The organism is Bradyrhizobium sp. USDA3516, assembly GCF_057651995.1.
Genome location: NZ_JBYGYN010000004.1, coordinates 32,650 through 50,941, shown reverse-complemented (window position 1 = coordinate 50,941; position 18,292 = coordinate 32,650). Strand labels below are relative to the sequence as shown.

Genomic DNA, 18,292 nt, shown 5'->3' with positions numbered 1-18,292 from the left:
AAATGAGGGGCGAGCACGCGCATCTTGGGTCGTAACAGGAGATGACCATGATCGCGCTGCTGCTCTACCGGACCTTCGCAGACCACGTCTTGCCCTGGGCGATGGCGTTCGCAACGCGGATGCTGGCGCGCAGCCTGAACATGCCGGAGCCGCTGGTGCATTCGGCCGGCGGCTATGTGGTCGCGCAGGTCATCGCCTTCGAGCACGGGGTCGGCAGGAACCTCTGCCCGTTCCGTCTCGCCCGCCTCGTCCGCGCCTGGTGGCGCGGGCTGCTTTGAGTTCCACCCCCAGCTCAACCATGGAGACCTGAGATGATCGATGCATCCACCTTCCTGCGCCGCGCCCTGTTCGCCGACGCCATCTTCAGCGGCGTCGCCGCGCTCGGCTTCACCTTCGGCGCCAGCGCGTTCGCAGGGCTGTTCAACCTGCCCGAAGCGCTGCTGTTCGAAGCCGGCTTGTTCCTGATCGCCTACACCGCCCTGGTCGGCTGGATCGCCTCGCGGACAACGCTGGCGAAGCCGCTCGTGCTGCTGGTCGTGATCGGCAATGCGGCCTGGACCGTCGGCAGCATCGCGCTGCTGCTCTCGGGCGCGGTGTCGCCGAACCTCGCCGGCCAGCTCATGGTCGTCGCGCAGGCCATCGCCACCGGCGTGTTTGCGGAGCTGCAATATGTGGGGTTGCGGCGAAGCAGCGCCGTTGCGGTCGCGTAACCCTCTCGTGTCCCGGACGCGCTGCAGCGCTCTTGCGCTGCTGCGCAGAGCCGGGACCCACCCGCACGGATCGCTCGCGGATAGATGGGCCCCGGCTCAGCAGCGCAGCGCTGAAGGAGCGCTGCGCTGCGTCCGGGGCACGAGAGCGCCGCATGTCGTTGCTGCGCCCGCCATGATGACCGAATCTGCATGGGCATCGCCTCTCCGTTGAAATTCAAACCGCAGACGCGCCCTTCCGTTCTCGCAGCGGATTTCGCCCGAGCTTTGCTTCGTTGCTTGCGCCCCATATTGCCAAAGGGCGCAGGGAAGGCCGGGCGCCGGCGGCACCCGAGTCCGTGTACAAGGAAAATGCACACGGGGTGGACTACAGGTGTTGCCGGTCGCCCGGCCTTCCCTGCGCGGATGGTTTTAACGGTGTCCTTCGTGCTCTCCTCGGGGAGCGTTGCACTATTGCCCCCGTCGCCTTGCGGCTTCTCTGATGCGCGGACCCGGTCGGTCCGCCGCATCACCGCAAGCCTTGACGCCAGAACCCCGGGCGTCGGGACCACACGACTTCTCCGTCCGCGGACGGCTCTGCCTCAGCGCCCGGGGCTTAGTGTGCGCGCCCCAGACCATCGACCCAACCGCTGTGACCGCGCCGTGTCGTATGCGCATCGCGCCAGGACTCACGGTCGCCCGCCCTGTCCCTCCGCAATCGCGCCGGCGCTACCGCGTCCACCGCACCCCAACCCGCATCTCGTGACGATCGCGAAGCGCCCCTCTGGCAGGGCCGGGATGGCGGACGTATGCCATAAATCCGAAATTCGGAAAAGCGATATGTTTTTGCGAGATGGGATTGACAGATTTTGGGTGTTTTGCCCGACGCCTCGCCGGTATGGGTTGAGCCCTTGCGTAACCATCCTACCGGGCTGCAACATTCATTGTCGCGTGGGGCGCAACTGGAACGTCAGAAAGACTAGAGGCATTCTCCCTCCGTTGGATCCACGGATCTTTCAAGCCGTTCGCGGAACGTTGCTTCTCTCCGCAAGAGTTCCGGCAACATCACCTTCAAACCGAGGTACTCTGGCAGCTTACAAAAGCCCCTCGCGACTTCCTCTCGTGCACGCAGGCTCCGAACTCGATCATAGTCGGCGGCGATTTTGTCTTTATCCAATTTTGCGTTTTCGTTGATGAACCTTTTCAAGGTCGCGCGGAATTCCTGATAAGTATGCTCACTCTTGCGATCGAGCGTGCCTTCACAAAGAACCATGGCCTCTCGGGCGGACGTCATAATCTCATAAATACACGTCAAACTCAGTTCGCCGCCAATTGCCCCCGACGGCCATAGTATGGTCATCGACAGAAATAGAAATACAACTCCTGCGCAGACCTCGCGAGATAAGATGCCAAAGGTTCGCATCGTCGTCTCATGGGTATGGTCGGGTACGGTAACACTAAATCCCCGGTGCTCCAAAATTCCAACCAAAAGTCGGTGGGATTATTTTGGTTGTTTCGCTTAACTGTGCCCGAAATGGTTGGTCAATCGAGGCCGGCAACGCTTACGGCGAGCAGCGCAATCGCATTTGAATTTTGCAGAGGTCGTCATGCCCGGGCTTGTCCCGGGCATCCACGTTCTTTGTGCTTGGTGGAAAGGCGTGGATGGCCGGGACAAGCCCGGCCATTACGTTGTGGAGACAGTCGGCGCCCATAGCCACATCTCAAATGCGATAGCCCTGCGGCGAGGAGCGGCGCAATCCAGAGTCTTTCCGCGGTGGGATTCTGGATTGCTTCCGCCTTCGCCAAGGCTTCGGCGGACAAGTCGCTTTCGCTCGCAATGACGGTGCGTGGAAACTCCGCTGCATTTCAGCCGGCAGCCTGAGGATCAATCAGGGGGACTCGTGAAAGCCGGTAGGTGCTGCGCGAGGCTACGCCTTCGCGCGGCCGACCTTGCCGGCGAAGTGCTTGCCGTTCAGCTTCTTCTTTTTCGCGGCGGTGGTTTTCGCGCCCGCCTTCTGGGCCTTGCGCTCGGCCCGTGCCTTCACCTTGGCGCGTTCGGCCCGCGCCTCGGCGCGCAGCTTCTTGCGCTTCTTCTCGCAGGAATCGCACTTGCAGCCGATCGGCTTCAGATAGGCTTTGAAATAGTCGGTGCCGTAATCGTAGTTGATCTCGTCGCCCGGCTCGATGTTCTTGATGGCGCGGATATAGACCTTGCGCTCGCGCGGCCGGACGTCCGATTCCGCGTTGGGGCGGCAGGAATGGTTGATGTAGCGCGCGAGATTCTTGCGCACCGAGCCATCGATGGTCCAGCGGCCGTTGAGCTCGAACAGATATTTGTTCTCGATCTCGTCGTGCGCCGGGATCCGCGAGTCCAGGATCGGTCCGAAATAGCGGATGATCCGAGTGCCCTTCTTGATCGGCTTGGTGGCGAAGAGGCCGAGTCCGGTCTTGGAGCGGCCGACACGGTAGGATTTGCTGGAAGCGATGGCTGGCATGATCAAGAGAAATGAGAACGCGAGGCCGGATGCCTCAGGCGAAGCCGCTCTTCTAGAACGATTCCGCGCCGCTGTCAGGCCAGTTTGAACCTTGCCCACAATCAAGACGTCTGAGAGTGAGGAGTTCCCGCGACATCAAGGCGTCATCATGATCCGCATCACCACCCCTTGCCTGGCTGTGCTGCTGTCGCTCGCCGGTCTCGATGGCGCCGCCGCCCAAACCGTGGGCAGCACCTACACCTCGACCGCGCCGAAGGATTGCCGCCAGATCGGTAAAGCCAGCGAGCTCGACGGCAGCACCACGCGGGCCTGTCCGGGCAAGGATGGCCTGATGGTGCTGACTGCCGAGGACGATCTGCGGGAAATCGTCTCGGTCGGCCGCAATCGCAAGCAAGCGGCCGAGGAGCCGGCGGCCAAGGTCTGGTTCGGCCCGTTCAATTCATCGGAGCCCACGATCGAATGGCGCGCCATGGGCGCAACGCCGTTCGCGATCATCCAGCGCTGGCACATCGCCGACAATTCCGATCCGGACAAGCAGGGGCGGCCGAACACCAAGGCCATGCTGGTGGTGACCCGGCTGCCGCCGGGTCCGGTCTGCCACGTTGCTTATATCGACGCCATCGCCAACCCGAACGCCAACGAGCTCGCGCGCAAGGCCGCGGACGATCTCGCCCGCGGCTTCACCTGCGGCAAGGATGAGGTCAAGATCGTCGGCACGCGCGGCCGCGCCGTCGAGCTCGCCACGATGCGGTAGCTTTCGCGGTTCAACAGCCGGGAAGCTTCGGCGTCACTGGCGCCGTCAGCATCGCCTCCAGCAGCCGCTCGGCGGTCGTTCCCTCCGGCAGCCGCGCGAGAATGTCCTTCAGCCGTCCGTCGAGCAGCAGCATCGTAAAGCCGTGCACCAGCGACCAGGCGCGCGCGATCGCCGCGCCCTGGTTCAGCGTCAGCGCGTCGCCGCTGATCTGCTCCTGTCGCATCATGCCGATGGCATTGGCAAGTCCGGCGAAAGACGCCTCGGCGGCCTCGTGCAGCGACGGCCTCGAATAGTCCAGCCGCTCGCTGCGGAACATGATGCCGTACATGCCCGGATGGGCCTGCGCATAGGCGATGTAGGCTTTCGGCCGCGCCAGCGCGGCTTCGAGCGGCGTGGTGGCGGCATCGCACGACGCGGCCATCACCGCGTTGAACTGGCGGAAGCCGACGGCCGCGAGCTCGCTGAGCAGGCCCGTCAGGTCGCCGAAATGATGGGTCGGTGCGGCATGCGAGACGCCGGCCTCGCGCGCCACCGCGCGCAAGGTCAGTCCGGCGAGCCCGTCGCGCTCCAGCACCCGTTCGGCGGCCTGGAGCAGCGCTTCGCGGAGCGCGCCGTGATGATACGGCGTCTCGGTCTTGGCGCTTCTCGCGCGCCGCACGGTGCGCGATGCCGCGGTCGAGGCGGTTTTTCTCGGGGCACGCGGGCTTCGCGCCGCTTCGCCCTTGGTGTCGGTCTTGGCCATTTGCAAGCTATATGACGCAATATTGACAGTGTAAAGATTTCACTTGACCAAAGCCGCGATCGGGTCTATTCAATCTTTACGATGTAAAGATTGGGAGGATTCGCCGTGCAGCACGACGCAATGGCCGAGCGCCGCAACAATATCGCGCCGATCCCGTTCGAGGCCGACGCGCCCTTCCTGAAGATCGTCGGTGAATTGCCGCGCGAGCTGAACGGCACGCTCTACCGCAACGGCCCCAATCCGCAGTTCGATGCGCCCGGCGCGCACTGGTTCGTCGGCGACGGCATGCTGCACGCCTTTCATCTCGAGAACGGCCGCGCCAGCTACCGCAACCGCTGGGTCCGCACGCCGAAATGGCTCGCCGAGCATGACGCCGGCCGCGCGCTGTTCGGCGGCTTCGGCCGCAAGCTGCCGGATGCGCCGGCGAACCTGACCGACGGAGGCGTCGCCAACACCAACATCATCTTCCACGCCGGCAAGCTGCTGGCGCTGGAAGAAGCGCATCTGCCGACGGAGATCGAGCCGGGCACGCTGGCGACGCGCGGCTACCACAACTACCAGGGCCGCGTCGCCGGCAGTTTCACCGCGCATCCCAAGATCGACCCCGTCACCGGCGAACTCGTGTTCTTCGGCTACAACGCCGCAGGTCCCTTGACCCCCGCCCTCTCCTACGGATCGATCGACGCAACAGGCAAGGCGACGCGCTTCGAGCGGTTCGAGTCGCCCTGTGCCAGCATGGTGCACGACTTCATCGTCACCGCGAACCATGTGCTGTTTCCGATCCTGCCGATCACCGGCAGCATGGAGCGCGCGATGAGCGGACGGCCGCCCTATGCCTGGGAGCCGGACAAGGGCTCCTATGTCGGCGTCATGAAGCGCAGCGGCACCGCCAAGGACATCGTCTGGTTTCGTGCGGAAGCCTGCTACGTCTTCCACGTCATGAATGCGTGGGAAGATGGCGACCGCATCATTGCCGACGTCATGCAGTTCGAGGAAGCGCCGCTGTTTCCGCATCCGGACGGCCGTCCCACCGATCCCGAGAAATCGCGCGCCCGCCATTGCCGCTGGACCTTCGATCTCGCAGGCAATACCGACCGCTTCCAGCAGACGTATCTCGACGATCTCACCGGGGAATTCCCGCGCATCGACGATCGCCGCGCCGGGCTGAAGAGCCGCCACGGCTGGTACGCCTGCGCCAATCCGAAATTGCCGATGTTCGGCGCGCTGTCGGGCATCGTCCATGTCGACGGCAACGGCAGGCGGCTCGGCCAATACCTGCTGCCGGCCGGCGACACCATCTCCGAGCCTGTTTTCGTCGAGCGATCCAAGGATGCCGCCGAAGGCGACGGCTGGCTGCTCGCGGTGGTCTGGCACGCACGCGAGAACCGCAGCGATCTCGCCGTGTTCAATGCCACCGACATCGAGGCCGGCCCCGCTGCGCTGGTGCAGCTCGGCCACCGCGTGCCCGACGGCTTCCACGGCAATTGGGTCGGCGCGGCGTAACAAGGCGAAATGACACAAGCGAATGCAGAGACGTCTCTCATGGATATGCCCTCGATCACCGCTGGCTGCCTCGTCCTCCTCGCCTTGATCGTCGCTGCCCTCGCATTCCATGCGACCCGGCCGCGGCGGAGCCCTACGGTCTTCGACGCCGGCATCCTGCTCAGCCTCGGTCTGCTGAGCGCCGCCGCCTTGCCGCTCCTGCCCTGGACGGAATTGATCGACGACGCCTTGACACAAACCGTTGCGGTCCTTCGTTTTCTGGAGATCACCTACGTCGGTTTGACGCTGTAGAAGTTCCAGGTGACCTGTAGCAGCACGGTTTGCAGCACAAAGGGGTATCCAGAGCATCGCCAAGACAGGTATGCTGCGCTAGTGCAGATTGCCCAGGCCCGCGGAACAGGATCACGATGAAGGACGTATTTGCCCGTCTGGGCTCCGACCTTTTTTCCGCCATTCTCTTCCTGGCCATCTACCTCATCACCGACAATGTCGTCGTGGCCACGTCGGTTGCGATCGCCGGCGCGGCGGCGCAGGTGATCTATGCCCGCCTCAAGGGGCAGCAACTCAACTACATGACGTATGCGAGCCTTGCCCTCGTCGTTGGGCTGGGTGGCATCACGCTGCTGACCAACGATCCACGCTTCATGTTGGCCAAGCCCGCCATCGCGCATTTCGCGATCGGCCTCATCATGCTCAAGCGCGGCTGGATGCTGCGCTACATGCCTCCGATCGTCACCGAAACGGTTCCTGAATACGTGACGGCCGCGGGCTATGCCTGGGCGGCGCTGATGTTCGTGATCGGCGGCGGGATGATCGTGGTCGCCTCCACGGGCGATCTGAAGCTGTGGGCGTTCTATCTCACGGTGGTCGCCGGCGGCGGCAAGATCCTGGCCTTTGCCGTGCAATACCTCGTTCTACGCCTCATCGTCACCAGCCGCCGGCGTGCCGCCGCCCGCGCCTGATTGGCCGATCGCAGGGTTAGGCAGGACCTGCGAGTTGGGTTATAGGGCTCGCTCAGGACGGCCGCGGATCGTCGCGGACCGCCGCAATCTGCTCGGGAGACGGGAATGGCCGTAGACGGCAACTGGAATCTGACCATGACGACGCCGATGGGCGAGCGCCAGGCGACGCTGAGCCTGAAGGCTGCGGGCGGCACGCTCACGGGGACGCAGGGCGCGGAAGGCAATACCACCGAGATCTTCGACGGCACGGTCTCGGGCGACAACGTCTCCTGGAAGGTTTCGATCGACAAGCCGATGCCGCTCACGCTCGAATTCACCGGCACGGTCTCCGGCGACAGCATCAGCGGCGAGATGGGTATCGGCCCAATGGGCAGCTTCCCATTCACGGGCGCGCGGGCGTAAAGCCTCTGCACCGATGCGTGCGCTCCTCCTCATCGCGGCGGCAGTCCTGTCCGTCGCAACACAGGCAGCGCGCGCAGGTGACAGCGAACCGGCGTGGCGCGCAAGCGCGCTCGCCCTGGTGCCGGCAGGCTATGTTGCCGGCACCGCTTTTCGAACCGAGGGTTCGACCGGTTATCTCGCGGTCTATCCCGCGACAGCGAACGATCCGAAGACGCCGGCAAGCGTCTTTGCGGCGCGCCAGGTTCTGGTCGTCACGCTGACTGCGGATGCTGCGCGGGCGACGTCAGCGGAGCTGAAGCCGCGCACCGGGCCGGATCCTGACAACGACGACAATGATTTCGCCAGGCTGCACGCGGAACTCGCCGCCAAGCGCGCAACGCTGCCTGCTGGCACCGAGCCCTGCGATCTCGGCGCCTGGTCGATCGACAAGGACCCGTGCGGACTCAACGTGCGCGCCGAGCCATCGGTCAAGGCGCGCGTGCTCGGCACCTTGCCGCCGCCCTACCGGCTCAGGCTCCGCGGCGCCGAGAACACGCCCGAGGGCGGCTGGCTCACCGAATTCCGCATCATCGGGTTCAAGGACGGCTGGTTCCTGATCGAAGGCGCAAAGCCGCCCGGCAAGGACTACGAGGACGAGACGCGATATCCGCGCAGCGCGCCAAAACCCTATGCCGGACGCGGCTGGGTCGCCTCGAACAAGGTCGGCGCGGCCTATGCCAATGGCGGCACGCGCGCCGGCGGCCTGTTCCAGGCGCCCTTCACCGATGCCAAATGGATGCCGGCCCAGCGCGAGCTCGGCGGCCCGATCGACGGCGACGGCGGACCGAAGCGGCTTCTTGCCTGCAGCGGGTATTGGGGCCTCGTCGAGAGCCACGACGGCGTCCGCGGCTGGTGGCGCGCGCTGTGCTCCAACCAGGTCACGAATTGCAGCTGACGCGCATCGACTTCGCCGCCAACTCAAATCGTCATACGCGGGCTTGACCCGCGTATCCATCTTCTCTGAAGGGCGATGGATGGCCGGGTCAAGCCCGGCCATGACGGTCTCAGCCCAAATTCAACTCCTTGAAGAAGTCGTTGCCCTTGTCGTCGATGATGATGAACGCCGGGAAATCGACGACTTCGATGCGCCAGATCGCTTCCATGCCGAGCTCGGGATATTCGAGCACCTCGACCTTCTTGATGCAGTGCTCGGCGAGGTTCGCCGCGGCGCCGCCGATCGAGCCGAGATAGAAGCCACCGTATTTCTTGCAGGCCTCGCGCACGGCCGGCGCGCGGTTGCCCTTGGCCACCATCACCATCGAGCCGCCGGCGGCCTGGAACTGGTCGACGAAGGAATCCATGCGGCCCGCGGTGGTCGGACCAAACGCGCCGGAGGCGTAGCCTTCGGGCGTCTTGGCGGGACCGGCGTAATAGACCGGATGGTTCTTGAAATAGTCCGGCAGCGGCTCGCCCTTCTCCAGCCGCTCGCGCAGCTTGGCATGGGCGCTATCGCGCGCCACGATCATGGTGCCGGTCATCGAGACCCGCGTCTTGATCGGATATTTCGAGAACGTCGCCAGGATGTCCTTCATCGGCTGGTTGAGGTCGATCTTGACGACCTCGCCGCCGAGCGACTCTTCGACCTGCGGCAGGTATTGCGCCGGGTTGTGCTCGAGCTCCTCGAGATAGACGCCGTCTTTGGTGATCTTGCCGAGCACCTGGCGGTCGGCCGAGCAGGACACGCCGAGCCCGATCGGGAGCGAGGCGCCGTGCCTGGGCATGCGGATCACGCGCACGTCGTGGCAGAAATACTTGCCGCCGAACTGCGCGCCAACTCCCAGGCTCTGCGTCATCTTGTGGATTTCCTTCTCCATCTCGACGTCGCGGAAGGCGTTGCCGTCGGGCGAGCCGTGCGTCGGCAGCGCATCGAGATAGCGCGCGGAGGCTAGCTTCACCGTCTTCATGCACAGCTCGGCCGAGGTGCCGCCGATCACGATGGCGAGGTGATAGGGCGGGCACGCCGCGGTGCCGAGCGTCAGGATCTTTTCCTTCAGGAACGCGAGCAGCCGGTCCTTGGTCAGCACCGATGGCGTGGCCTGGAACAGAAAGCTCTTGTTGGCGGAGCCGCCGCCCTTGGCCATGAACATGAACTTGTAGGCGTCATCACCCTCGGCGTAGATCTCGCACTGCGCCGGCATGTTGTTGGCGGTGTTCTTCTCTTCATACATCGAGAGCGGCGCGACCTGCGAATAGCGCAGATTGCGGCGCAGGTAGGCGTCGCGCGCGCCTTCGGACAGCGCCGCCTCGTCGTCGCCGTCGGTGATGACGTTGCAGCCCTTCTTGCCCATGATGATCGCGGTGCCGGTGTCCTGGCACATCGGCAGCACGCCGCCGGCCGCGATGTTGGCGTTCTTGAGGAAGTCCAGGGCGACGAACTTGTCGTTCGGGCTCGCCTCGCCGTCCTCCAGGATCGCGCGGAGCTGCTTCAGATGGCCCGGCCGCAGGTAATGGTTGATGTCGCCGAAGGCCGCCTCCGACAGCGCCCGCAGCGCCTCGCGCGACACCACCAGCATGTCCTTGCCGAGCACCTTCTCGACCCTGACGCCCTCGGACGAAATCTTCTTGTAGGGCGTCTCGTCCTTGCCCAGCGGGAACAGCGGGGTGTGCTTGTAGGGCGGAACGGGCTTGGACTGGTCAGGGAAGGCGGTGGGAGCGTTCATGGGCGCGTCTCAGGGTGTGGGGGGTCGGGTCTAACCCGGCATTAGAGCCCTTCTAAGCATTTTTGGCACAAAGGAAAGGGAAGCAAGTCGCAAGCGGAGACCCCAATATCGGCAATTATTGCGATTTATCTTGCTTGATGTAATCTTAAGTTGTTTCATCGGCGACATTTTTGACGAACGAACAAGGGAGGCAATCATGAGCATGCGGCTACTCGTTTGCGCGATGACGGCGTTGATGATCGCGATACCCACCGGCGCGCACGCGGTCGGCCCAGGCAAGCAATGTGGCACCATTGCCGGCATTCAATGTGACGCCGGTCTGTTCTGCCAGTTCAAGCCCGGGACCTGCGGTGCCTTCGATCTCGAAGGCGTTTGCACGAAGAAGCCGAGGTTCTGCACCAGGGAATTCCGCCCTGTCTGCGGCTGCGACGGCAAGACCTATGGCAACGATTGCGAGCGCCGGGCTGCGGGTGTCTCGCTGCGAAGCACGGGGAAATGCGCCTACTGAGTTCAGCGCCTGACGCCGGAGGCCGACCAAGGACGCCTCCGGCGGCGACCTACAAGCATCCTGACCGAGCAGCCGCGCCCCACGTCTTCGAGCTGCCTTTGCCACGAATGACGCTTCGCCCTTGCGCTTCGCGTTCGCCGACGCTTGAATGCGCGCGCTAAGGGGCTTTTGATCATGACATTGAACTTGAACGTCCGCGGCGCGATCCTGGTCGCCGCCGCCATCACCGGCCTTGTGGCTCTCGCTTCGCCTGCCCGCGCCGATCGCTGCGACGACAGCGCCAAGGAGCTGGCGAACCAGGTCGATCGCCTCAAGGTGAATTTCCGCGCCGCCAACGTCGTCTATCTCACGCACCCCGCGGCCAAGGAGCTGTCGGTCGGCTGCCGCGGCGACAAATATTCCATCGAGCTCTATGCCAAGGGCGATCGCAAGCCGAAGCCCGAGTTCTATGCGCTGGTCGGATCGATGGCGGCGATCGTCTTCACCGTGACCAAGGACGACACCACGACGGGCGCGACGCGCTGCCTGAAGCGGATGGGTCTGTTGCGCGGCGACAAGGTAACCATGCGCTATCGCCGGCTCAACATGGAGTGCACGCGCACCAAGACGGAGGCGTCCATCGCGATTACGCGCGGCAAGGACGAATAGGGCGGAGCTCCTTCGTTTCGCTGCGGGTACGGTGCACGCGTGGCGCGACGCAGCTCGCCACGTCCTCAGTCATTGCGAGCGTAGCGAAGCAATCCAGAAATGTGTCCGCGGGGACAGTCTGGATTGCTTCGTCGCAAGGGCTCCTCGCAATGACGGGGAGAGGCCTCGTCGTCTCGGTTTGCACCGCGCGGATGCCACGCGTGCACGGCCTTCACCACACCAATTCCCTCGCATTTTAACGATTGGCTTGAAGGAAATTTCGCTCCTCGCAGGGCAGGCTTGATTGTTTCCATGTGTGAGGATTTGCGGATGAAGGTTTCCACCGTTGCGCCCCCGCCGATCGCGATCGTGGTTCCGAACTACGACACGACCAAGCCGCAGGACGATCAGGCCAAGGTCAAGGACGAGAATCCGACCTTCAAGCCGCAGCCGCCGGCGCCACTGCCGCCCGGTCAGGGCACGCGGATCGATCAGCTCGCCTGATCAGGCCTGCCAAGGCCGAAGCGCCCGATCCGGTCGATCGGGCTTTTGGCGTGTCCGGCCGCATCTTTGCCGGATAGCTGAACCAGGATCGTGCGCCGTTCACCCGGGACCGGCGCATGATCGCACGGCTATTGTTGCGGAACACGATGTTCGTCATCGGCATGGGCGCGCTGCTGTTCGCGTGCGCCGGGACGCTGCATTGGCCGTCGGCCTGGGCGTTCCTCGCGATCTCCGCCCTGCTCGGCCCACTCTGCGGCTGGTGGCTCTACCGGACCGATCGGCGCTGCTCGCCGAACGCCTGCGGCCGGTGCTGCAGAAGGATCAGCCCGCCGCCGACAAGATGTTCATGGCGCTGTTCATCGTCGCGATACTGGCCTGGCTTGCCGTAATGGGTCTCGACCGCCGCGTTCGATCCTCCGACATGTCGGCGGCGTTGCAGGTGCTCGGCCTCGCGCTGTTCCTGGCCTCGACACTGTTCACCATGTGGGTGTTCCGTGAGAACTCGTTCGCCGCGCCCGTGGTGAAGCTGCAAGCCGAGCGCGCGCAGCACGTGATCTCGACCGGTCCCTACGCCTATGTCCGCCACCCCATGTACAGCGGCATGATCCTGTTCTTCACCGGCGTGCCGTTGCTGCTGGGTTCGTGGTGGGGACTGGCGATGATGCCGCTCCTCCTCGGCTTGCTCGCGATCCGCATCCCGATCGAGGAGCGCACGCTGCGCGAGGGCCTGCCCGGCTACACCGATTACGCCGCGCGGGTGCGCTATCGCCTCATCCCCGGCGTCTGGTGAACGCGCCAACTGCCCGAGGCCGCTATCGATCCAGCTCGCGATAGCGGCGGAAGATGCCCTGCTCGTTGAAGGGAATGCGGCGCTCGCTTGCGAGATAGGCCTTGACGTTGGGCCGCGCGGCGATGCGGTCGTGCAGGCCGACGAGGCCCGGGACATCCTTCTCGAACGCCTTCATGCGTCTGGGAAAGGCATAACGCAGCCCGTCGACGATCTGGAATAGCGAGAGATCGACATAGGTCGGGCGGCGACCGGTGACATAGGTGCCGCCGCTCTCGTCGAGAAGCCGCTCGAAATAGCCGAGATATTTCGGCACGCGCTCGTCCCAGAAGTCGGCCGTGCGCTTTTTCGCCGGTGCCTTCTGGTCCTCATAATAGAGCGAGGGTCCGAGCGGATGATGGGTGTCGTGGATCTCGACGACGAAGTCCGTGATCGTGAGCTGAAGCTGGTGCACCCAGAGCCTGCCGGCTTCCGACTTTGGCGCGAGCCCATGGCGGGCGCCGAGATAGAGCAGGATGTTGGCGGTCTGGCCGATGACGAGCTTGCCTGCTTTCAGGAACGGCGGCGCAAAAGGCGGCGTGCCCTCGTGCGCATCCATCATCTTCATCATCGCGGCAGTCCCGCGCGGACCGCGCGCGACATCGACGTAGGCGGCGCCCGCCTCCTCCAGCGCCAGCCGCACATATTCGCCGCGGCCCTGGATCTCGGGCCAGTAGTAGAGCTCGTATTTCATGGGAAAGGTCCGTAAGCGTGGAGGCGATCGGACCAATGTAGCATGTGGCTGAAGGTTCCGTCAGCGTGAGGCGGAACGGCGGTTCACCATACGCCGTCATTGCGAGCGCAAGCGAAGCAATCCAGAAATGCCTCCGCGGAGACACTCTGGATTGCTTCGTCGCAAGAGCGGTGGAGAGAACTCAGCGCCTCAATTCGCAGCGAAGCAGTACAGCAGCCCGTCGCCGCCGGTGGTCTTCAGATCGGCCTGCGAGCAGCCGCCGTCGGGACCGCGCGAGGGGTGAGAGCTGTTCCAGGATTTCGAGGGCTCGTCGTCGCGCAGACCCCGGCGATCGAAATGGCCGACCATCGCAGCGCCTTGCGTGCTCGACGTCCAGTTCTTGCAGGTGCGATCGTCCGGCCCGGCAAACGCGGTGCCGTCGGCCTGCGATCCCGTGAGGATATCGTGCCGGTTCGGCTGGTCGCCGGCACCATTGATGACCTCACCCTTTTCACTGAGCGCGGTCTGCTTGGTGAGATTATTGGTCGCGCCGTGCAGCTCGGCGACGTCCTTGGCGATCACCGTGCCCTTGGCGTTCTGCCACGGCCCCTTGCCGATGCGGTCCCGGGCGTTGACGGCCGGCTTGCCGTCGGCGGTCTGCGTCGAGAGATAGGCGCGCCAGGTCTTGGTGCCGGCGCCGGCGGCTTGTGCAAGCTTCTGGCATTGCGCGTCGGCTCCTTCGAGACCGCCGAGATCGGCGCCCTTGCCGGGCCCGTTCGAGGTCACGAAGAAAGTCATGTCGGCCGACTGCGCTTGCGCCGCAGGCGCCGCCAGCAAGGCCATGGCGAGCGCAAGGCCCGAAATCGTCACGCTTCTCTCGATGCGGATCATGCTGTCCTCCCGTTGTGCTTTGTTAACCGCCCCATGTCAACCCGACACGCGGCCGCTTATTCCGATGCGGCGGGGCGAGACACTCAAAGAAAAAGGGCGCCGTGCGGAAAGCACGACGCCCTGGTTTCTGACGTGACGGGCGATCAGTTGGTCTGCTGGATCGCCGACAATTCCCAGCCTGTGCCCGGCCGGCGGGCGAAGGTCCAGATCTCGGTCGCCTCGCCCGGCTGCTCGCTGCCGGCGACGATTGCGCCGGTGTTGCGATCCACCGTCTTGTCGGTGAGCGCGAAGCGCAGCGCCACCGTGGCGTAGTCGGTCTCGCCTTCGCGCCAGGCTTCCGCGAGGTCGCCCTGCAACAGTTTCACATTCGTGACCTTGTTGACCACGTTGCGGGCGCGGTTCTGGGCGAGGTCCTGCTCGAAATAGGAGACCATTTCGGGCGTCGCGAGCGTGTGCAGCTTGGCCACGTCCTCGTTCGACCAGGCGGCCTGGACGTCGCCGAGCAGGCGCTCGAACGCCTCATAGTCGTCCGGCTTGATCTCAAGCGGAGCGTTGTTGGCACCGAAGCCGAAGCCGCCGAGTCCACCGCCAAGTCCACCGCCAAGCCCACCACCGAGACCGCTGCGATAGTTTGTCTGCGGTCCGGGCGCAGCACCGGCCTCAGCATTGGCGTAAGCCTCCCGCGGAGCGTGACGGCGCTGCCACCAGGACATCGCTAGCCGGACCACGAGCACCACCAGCGCGATCTGGATGATCAGGCCGATGATCGAGGACAGGCCGCCGAGGCCGCCGAACAGGCCGCCACCGAACAGCATGCCGAGCAGGCCGGCACCGAGGAAGCCGGCCGCAAGGCCGCCCATGAAGCCGCCGGCGCGGCCGAACAGGCCGCCGCGCGCGGGCGCGGCAGCAGCCGAGTTCATGCCTGCACCCGGCTGGGTGTAGGTCCGGTTGAACTGCGAGGCCGAGCCCGGCGCGGTCGTGGTCGACGGCGGCGCCGAATAGGAGCGCGTACCACGCGAACCCGACGACATGCCGCCACCCGCGCGGGCGTCGGCCGACGAGATCGTCAGCGCGGTCGGCAGCGCAAGCGCAAGCACGACGGCGATCGTGTTGAAGAGTTTCCGGGAGCGAAGCGAGAAAGTCATGTGCGTTTCCCAAATCCCCGGCATGGGGACGTGCCCCTAAGATGGGCAGACTTCCCGAAAAGTGAAGCCGGTTTCGGAACTTGTGGCTGCGGCCCTCAGTCGCGGGGATGTGGCAAAAGCCCATATTTGGCGGGGGTTTGGACGGGGGTGCAGGGGGAACCGTGGTCTCGGGCTACCGCTGGCTATATAACCGAATTTCCACTTTTTCCTCTTTGCTGCGAAGCGCGGGTCTCACCCCTGCTTCGTCATCGTCTCCTTCACCGCCGCCACCAGCTGGCTGAGCGTGAAGGGCTTTGGCAGGAAGTCGAACTGCTGGCCTTCGGGCAGGCTCTTCTCGAAGGCATCCTCGGCGTAGCCGGAGACGAAGATGAACTTGATGTCGGGATTCTTCTCGCGCATGGCCTTGAGCAGCGTCGGGCCGTCCATCTCCGGCATCACGACGTCGGAGACGACGAGATCGATCGCGCCGCTCTGCTCCTCCAGCACCTCCATGGCCTCGACGCCGTTCTCGGCCTCGACCACGGTGTAGCCGCGCGAGCGCAGGCCGCGGGCATTGAGTGCGCGCAGGCCCTCCTCGTCCTCGACCAGCAGGATGGTGCCCTGCCCCGTGAGGTCGGTGCGCGGCTTCGCCTCTGCCGCCGCGGCGGCCGCGGCTTCCTTCGCGGCGCCGCTGGTGGCGCTGGCCACAGTTGGCTGCTCGACCTGCACCTCCGGTTCGGCGACGTGGCGCGGCAGGAAGATGTGGAACGAGGTGCCCTGTCCCGGCTCGGAATCGACGTAGATGAAGCCGCCGGTCTGCTTGACGATGCCGTAGACGGTGGAGAGCCCGAGGCCCGTGCCCTTGCCGACCTCTTTGGTCGAGAAGAACGGCTCGAAGATCTTGTCGCGGATGTCGGCGGGGATGCCGGTGCCCGTGTCGGCGACCTCGATCCGCACATAGTCCGCCGCCGGCATGCCCTTGTAGGCGAGCTTGGCCGCTTCTTCTGCGGTGACGTTGGCGGTTCGGATGATCAGCTTGCCGCCATCCGGCATGGCGTCGCGCGCGTTGACCGCGAGATTGACGATCACCTGCTCGAACTGGGAAACGTCGACCTTGACCGGCCAGAGATCGCGGCCGTGGATGGTCTCGTGCTTGACCTTTTCGCCGATCAGCCTGCGCAGCAGCATGGCGAGGTCGGAGAGCGCATCGCCCAGGTCGAGCACCTGCGGACGCAGCGTCTGCCGCCGCGAGAACGCCAGCAGCTGTCGCACCAGCGTGGCGGCGCGCGTCGCGTTCTGCTTGATCTGCATGATGTCCTGGAACGACGGGTCGGTCGGCTTGTGCGCGTTCAGCAGGAAGTCGTTCGCCATCATGATGGCGGACAGCACGTTGTTGAAGTCGTGGGCGATGCCGCCGGCGAGCTGGCCGACCGTCTCCATCTTCTGGGACTGGTTGATCTGGTTCTCCAGCGCGCGCCGCTCGGTGGTCTCGAGCATGTGCACGATGGCGGCTTCCGCCTCGGTCTCGGCCGAATCGACCGGCGTCACGAAGAACTGGCCCCAGCGTTCCTTGGCCCCTTCCAGCGCCACCTCGACCGGCGCGATGTCGGCCTTGCCTTCGGCGGCCTGGTTGATGGCCGCGATCAGGAGGTGCCGGTCGCGCGAATTGACCGCGCGGAAGATCGACTTCGAGGAGGTGTCGAGCCCCAGCGCCTGACTGAGCTTGGCGTAGCGCGCATTGGCGCGCACCACGTTCCCGGCGCGATCGACGGTCGCGATCGCCATCGGCGTGTGGTCGAAGAAGCGCATGAACCGCACTTCGGCGGCACGGTCGGGGTCGCTGCGCTCGTCGCGGGCGCGGCTGATCACGAGCGTGCGCGAGGGCCCCGGCGCGCCGTCGGCGCCGAAGGCGAGCTTGTGATAGAGCCGCACCGGCATGGTCTTGCCGGTGCGCATGCGCAGGTCGATGTCGAACACCTCGGTCTTCACCTCGCCCGGAACCGCCACGATCGAGGTCAAGAGCGAAGCGCCGTCGCCGGAGACGATGTCGGTGAGCTTCAGGCCGCCGGAGCCGATCTCGGCGAGGTCGTAGTCGAGCCAGTTCGCCAGCGTCGCGTTGACGTAGGCGAGCTCGCCGGCCGGGTTGACCGAGAAGAAGCCGCACGGGGCGTGATCGAGATATTCGATCGCGTGCTGGAGCTCCTGGAACACGTCCTCCTGGCGCTCGCGGTCGCGCGTGATGTCGGCGATCGACCACACCGCGTATTTCGCCTCGCGCTTGCCGGTGCCGAGCGGGCGCACGCGCATGCGCAGCCAGCGGCCCTGGTTGCCGTCATGGCCGGAGATGCGGACCTCTTCCTGCTGCCGCTTGCCCTCGCGGGCGGCCTTGAGCAGCCGGAACACGGCTTCCGAGACGTCGGGGTTGCCGATGAAGACGCGTTCGACCGGGCGCACGTCCTGCGGGCCGCTGGCGCCGGTCAGCGTCAGATAGGCGGCATTGGAGTAGACCACGTGTCCGCGCGCGTCGGTGACCGCGAGGCCGTCGAAGGCGTGATCGGAGATGCGGCCGATGATGGGATCGTCGAGATTGCGGTCGGCGAAGCGGATGATGCCGGCGGCGAAGGCGAACAGGTTGAACAGGCCGACCATCGCCAGCACCGCGAGGATGCCGAGGATATAGGGCTGCGCCTGCGCGCGCCCGAGCGTCATCAGCCCGACGGCCACGGCGACCAGGCCGGCGGCCACCAGCAGCACCAGCGCAATGCTGCCCGAGCGCGGCGACGGCTCGTGCGCCGCAACGGGCTCGCGTGTGAGGTCGTGGTCGGTCTCGGCGGTCATTCTCGAGCTGGCGCAGCCTGTCGGCAGAGAATCAACGCGCTACGGGGCGCGTGGGGTC

General features: G+C 65.1%; 19 protein-coding genes and 1 pseudogene. 12 read left to right on the top strand and 8 right to left on the bottom strand.

Annotated elements, in window-relative coordinates; all coding sequences use genetic code 11:
- Window positions 1-47: 47 nt before the first annotated feature.
- Both AC24YW_RS14395 and AC24YW_RS14390 read left to right on the top strand, forming a co-directional pair.
- Complete coding sequence (locus AC24YW_RS14395; protein WP_487483363.1) at window positions 48-278, top strand: hypothetical protein; 231 nt, start codon at window positions 48-50, stop codon at window positions 276-278.
- Between the two features lie 33 nt (window positions 279-311).
- Window positions 312-710, top strand: coding sequence for a hypothetical protein (locus AC24YW_RS14390; RefSeq protein ID WP_487483362.1), 399 nt, complete (start codon window positions 312-314; stop codon window positions 708-710).
- A gap of 955 nt (window positions 711-1,665) precedes the next feature.
- Here AC24YW_RS14390 and AC24YW_RS14385 read toward each other — a convergent pair.
- Both AC24YW_RS14385 and AC24YW_RS14380 read right to left on the bottom strand, forming a co-directional pair.
- On the bottom strand, window positions 1,666-2,109 hold the full coding sequence (locus AC24YW_RS14385; protein WP_487483361.1) for a hypothetical protein: 444 nt from the start codon (window positions 2,107-2,109) through the stop codon (window positions 1,666-1,668).
- Window positions 2,110-2,614: 505 nt separating this feature from the next.
- Window positions 2,615-3,181 carry an SET domain-containing protein gene (locus AC24YW_RS14380; RefSeq protein WP_487483360.1) on the bottom strand — a complete coding sequence of 189 codons (567 nt, stop codon included), beginning with the start codon at window positions 3,179-3,181 and terminating at the stop codon, window positions 2,615-2,617.
- Between the two features lie 148 nt (window positions 3,182-3,329).
- On the opposite strand from AC24YW_RS14380, the gene AC24YW_RS14375 reads away from it, so the two are divergent.
- On the top strand, window positions 3,330-3,935 hold the full coding sequence (locus AC24YW_RS14375) for a hypothetical protein (protein ID WP_487483359.1): 606 nt from the start codon (window positions 3,330-3,332) through the stop codon (window positions 3,933-3,935).
- A 10-nt stretch (window positions 3,936-3,945) separates the two neighbouring features.
- On the opposite strand, the gene AC24YW_RS14370 is transcribed toward AC24YW_RS14375, so the two are convergent.
- Window positions 3,946-4,677, bottom strand: a complete 732-nt coding sequence (locus AC24YW_RS14370) for a TetR/AcrR family transcriptional regulator (RefSeq protein ID WP_487483358.1) — start codon at window positions 4,675-4,677, stop codon at window positions 3,946-3,948.
- A 105-nt stretch (window positions 4,678-4,782) separates the two neighbouring features.
- On the opposite strand from AC24YW_RS14370, the gene AC24YW_RS14365 reads away from it, so the two are divergent.
- From AC24YW_RS14365 to AC24YW_RS14345, 5 genes are all read left to right on the top strand, one after another.
- Window positions 4,783-6,180: a carotenoid oxygenase family protein gene (locus tag AC24YW_RS14365; RefSeq protein WP_487483357.1), complete on the top strand. Its 1,398-nt coding sequence runs from the start codon at window positions 4,783-4,785 to the stop codon at window positions 6,178-6,180.
- A 39-nt stretch (window positions 6,181-6,219) separates the two neighbouring features.
- On the top strand, window positions 6,220-6,471 hold the full coding sequence (locus AC24YW_RS14360) for a hypothetical protein (protein ID WP_487483356.1): 252 nt from the start codon (window positions 6,220-6,222) through the stop codon (window positions 6,469-6,471).
- A 116-nt stretch (window positions 6,472-6,587) separates the two neighbouring features.
- Window positions 6,588-7,142: an inner membrane-spanning protein YciB gene (locus AC24YW_RS14355; RefSeq protein WP_487483355.1), complete on the top strand. Its 555-nt coding sequence runs from the start codon at window positions 6,588-6,590 to the stop codon at window positions 7,140-7,142.
- Between the two features lie 105 nt (window positions 7,143-7,247).
- On the top strand, window positions 7,248-7,544 hold the full coding sequence (locus AC24YW_RS14350; RefSeq protein ID WP_036013050.1) for a hypothetical protein: 297 nt from the start codon (window positions 7,248-7,250) through the stop codon (window positions 7,542-7,544).
- A gap of 13 nt (window positions 7,545-7,557) precedes the next feature.
- The gene (locus AC24YW_RS14345) at window positions 7,558-8,478 is read left to right on the top strand and encodes an SH3 domain-containing protein (RefSeq protein WP_487483354.1); all 921 of its coding nucleotides are present in this window, start codon (window positions 7,558-7,560) and stop codon (window positions 8,476-8,478) included.
- 109 nt (window positions 8,479-8,587) lie between these two features.
- Here AC24YW_RS14345 and AC24YW_RS14340 read toward each other — a convergent pair whose 3' ends face one another.
- Window positions 8,588-10,243 (bottom strand): fumarate hydratase, encoded by a 1,656-nt coding sequence (locus AC24YW_RS14340; RefSeq protein WP_487483353.1) that lies wholly within the window; start codon window positions 10,241-10,243, stop codon window positions 8,588-8,590.
- Window positions 10,244-10,439: 196 nt separating this feature from the next.
- On the opposite strand from AC24YW_RS14340, the gene AC24YW_RS14335 reads away from it, so the two are divergent.
- The 4 genes and pseudogenes from AC24YW_RS14335 (at window position 10,440) to AC24YW_RS14320 (ending at window position 12,672) form a co-directional block, all read left to right on the top strand.
- Window positions 10,440-10,751 (top strand): Kazal-type serine protease inhibitor family protein, encoded by a 312-nt coding sequence (locus AC24YW_RS14335; RefSeq protein ID WP_487483352.1) that lies wholly within the window; start codon window positions 10,440-10,442, stop codon window positions 10,749-10,751.
- A 174-nt stretch (window positions 10,752-10,925) separates the two neighbouring features.
- Complete coding sequence (locus tag AC24YW_RS14330; protein WP_487483351.1) at window positions 10,926-11,399, top strand: hypothetical protein; 474 nt, start codon at window positions 10,926-10,928, stop codon at window positions 11,397-11,399.
- A 309-nt stretch (window positions 11,400-11,708) separates the two neighbouring features.
- Complete coding sequence (locus AC24YW_RS14325; RefSeq protein ID WP_487483350.1) at window positions 11,709-11,882, top strand: hypothetical protein; 174 nt, start codon at window positions 11,709-11,711, stop codon at window positions 11,880-11,882.
- 116 nt (window positions 11,883-11,998) lie between these two features.
- Window positions 11,999-12,672: pseudogene (locus tag AC24YW_RS14320) on the top strand (methyltransferase family protein).
- Window positions 12,673-12,694: 22 nt separating this feature from the next.
- Here AC24YW_RS14320 and AC24YW_RS14315 read toward each other — a convergent pair.
- The 4 genes from AC24YW_RS14315 to cckA form a co-directional block, all read right to left on the bottom strand.
- The gene (locus AC24YW_RS14315) at window positions 12,695-13,402 is read right to left on the bottom strand and encodes a glutathione S-transferase (protein WP_487483349.1); all 708 of its coding nucleotides are present in this window, start codon (window positions 13,400-13,402) and stop codon (window positions 12,695-12,697) included.
- A gap of 189 nt (window positions 13,403-13,591) precedes the next feature.
- Window positions 13,592-14,272, bottom strand: coding sequence for a lectin (locus tag AC24YW_RS14310; protein WP_487483348.1), 681 nt, complete (start codon window positions 14,270-14,272; stop codon window positions 13,592-13,594).
- Window positions 14,273-14,415: 143 nt separating this feature from the next.
- A complete protein-coding gene (locus tag AC24YW_RS14305; RefSeq protein WP_487483347.1) occupies window positions 14,416-15,441 on the bottom strand; it encodes a Tim44 domain-containing protein in 1,026 nt (341 codons plus the stop codon).
- A 207-nt stretch (window positions 15,442-15,648) separates the two neighbouring features.
- On the bottom strand, window positions 15,649-18,234 hold the full coding sequence (cckA, locus tag AC24YW_RS14300; protein WP_487483346.1) for a cell cycle histidine kinase CckA: 2,586 nt from the start codon (window positions 18,232-18,234) through the stop codon (window positions 15,649-15,651).
- Between the last annotated feature and the right edge of the window lie 58 nt (window positions 18,235-18,292).